Origin of the sequence: Streptomyces murinus (assembly GCF_002154555.1) — a bacterium.
Lineage (GTDB): Bacteria > Actinomycetota > Actinomycetes > Streptomycetales > Streptomycetaceae > Streptomyces > Streptomyces murinus.
Genome location: NZ_MUNF01000931.1, coordinates 1 through 2,118, shown reverse-complemented (window position 1 = coordinate 2,118; position 2,118 = coordinate 1). Strand labels below are relative to the sequence as shown.

Sequence of the window (2,118 nt, the reverse complement as noted above, 5' to 3'; positions counted from 1 at the left end):
TCCCACACCCCCGCGCGCGGGCCCGGCTGGCGTCCGCGGCCCGGCGACCGCGTGGTGATCGGCGACGCGGGCCTCGCCGACGAGGGCAGGCTGATAGCCGGCGAGCTGGGGATGAGCTACGCGGGACAGAAGGACGACACCAAGGCGGGCGATCTGCGGCTGTCGCTGGGCGGCGGGGGCGGCGACCAGGAGTCGTACACCATGACCGTCCGGGGCGGCCGGGTCGACATCAGCGGGCCGGGCCAGGCGGGGGTCTTCTACGGCACCCGGACCCTGAAGCAGGAGGTCCACGGGGGCGGTACGGCGCCGGAGGGCGTCGTGCGCGACGAGCCGGCCAAGCCGGTGCGCGGCTTCATGCTGGACATCGCGCGCAAACCGTACTCCGAGTCCTGGATAGAGGACCGGATACGGGAGCTGGGGGACCTGAAGTACAACGAGCTGGGGCTGCACTTCTCCGACGACCAGGCCTTCCGGATCGAGTCCAGCACCCACCCGGAGATCGTCTCCCCGGACCATCTCACCAAGGCGCAGGTCAAGCGGATCGTGGACCTGGCGAACAGCCGGCACATCACCGTCGTACCGGAGCTCGACTCGCCCGGACACCTGGGCGCGGTCCTCGCCGCCCACCCCGACCTCAAACTGCGCAACGGCAACGGCGTGGTGACCAAGGGCGCGATCGACATCTCCAAGCCCGGCTCGGCCGAGCTGATCGACGACCTTTTGAACGAGTACGCGGGGCTGTTCACCGGCGATCAGTGGAACCTCGGCGGCGACGAGTACCAGGCGCTGATGGCGAGCAACCCCCAGACCGCCTATCCGCAGCTGGCCGCGGCCGCCCGGCAGAAGTTCGGCGCGAACGGCAATGTCGCCGACCTCACCACCCAGTGGCTCAACGACCGCGCCGCCACCGTCCGCGCCCACGGCAGAACCATGCGCGCCTGGAACGACGGCTTCTACCGCAGCGCCACCGCCGTGCGGCCCGCGGACGATCTCCAGGTCGCCTACTGGACCGGCAAGGAGATCGGCGCCAGGCCGCCGGAGGACTATCTGAGCGCCGGCCGCAAACTCATCAACTACAACGACGAGTTCCTCTACTACGTCCTCGGCCAGCCGCAGACCTTCGTCTACCCGACCGGGCAGCGGATCTACGAGCAGTGGAACCCGCGGGTGGTGCGCGGCACCACCGCCGTCCCGGCGCGGTACGACGGCCAGATCCTCGGCGGCACCTTCGCGGTGTGGGGCGACCTCCCCGACGCGCAGACGCCGGACCAGGTCGCGGCCGGCATCCGGATGCCGCTGCGGGCCACCGTCCAGAAGCTGTGGGACCCGGGCACGCCCGCCCTTTCCTGGACGGACTTCAAGTCCCTGGCGGGCCGGTTGGGCTGATCCCCGGTTGGGCTGATCCCCGGTTGGGCCGATCTCCGGCTGGGCTGATCTCCGGCGGAGCTGTGTGATTTCTGTGGACGCGGCGTGATCATCGGACGTATCTTCCGGTGTTCATATATTCCGGCGGGCCGCGTGCATGTCGTACGCGGGCCGCCGGTCGCCGTTTCTCACCTCGGGGGATTCCCGCACCATGGCCACGCCCATGCCCGTACCGCCCCAGCCCGCGCCGCCCCTGGCGCCGCCGCCCGGTGCCCCGCCGCGCTCGCCCGCCGGGCTCGGTCTGGCCACGGCCGTCCTGCTGGGGCTGGTCGTCGCCGCCGACCTGTTCGCCTGCTTCGCGGACCAGACACAGGCGAGCNNCTGGTCCGCCGGGCCCATCACGCCGACACCCTCTACAACGCGGCGAGCGTCACCCAGGGGATCACCCTGGTGGCCACCATCGCCGTCTATCTGTGCTGGCTGTGGCGGGTGCGGACGAACGCCGAGGTGTTCGAGCCGCATGGGCACCGCATGAAGCGCGGCTGGGCCATCGGGGGCTGGTTCGTGCCGATCGGGAACCTGTGGCTGCCGCGCCGGGTCGTCGTGGACGTCTGGACGGCCAGTGCCCTGCCGGGCACCCGGGTGCGGACCACTCCGGTCAACGCCTGGTGGACGCTGTGGATCATCAGCCTCCTCGTGGGCCGGACCGCCTCCCGGCAGTACGACGCCGCCCACGGCGCCGATCAACTCGCC

General features: G+C 71.2%; 2 protein-coding genes. Both read left to right on the top strand.

The window, feature by feature from the left end; all coding sequences use genetic code 11:
• Nucleotides 1-1,386, top strand: a 1,386-nt coding sequence (locus tag CCN72_RS36705) for a beta-N-acetylhexosaminidase (protein WP_244174671.1), incomplete at its 5' end; no start/stop codon positions are given.
• Between the two features lie 429 nt (nt 1,387-1,815).
• Nucleotides 1,816-2,118: DUF4328 domain-containing protein (locus CCN72_RS41190; RefSeq protein WP_244174670.1), on the top strand; the 303-nt coding region annotated here is incomplete at its 3' end.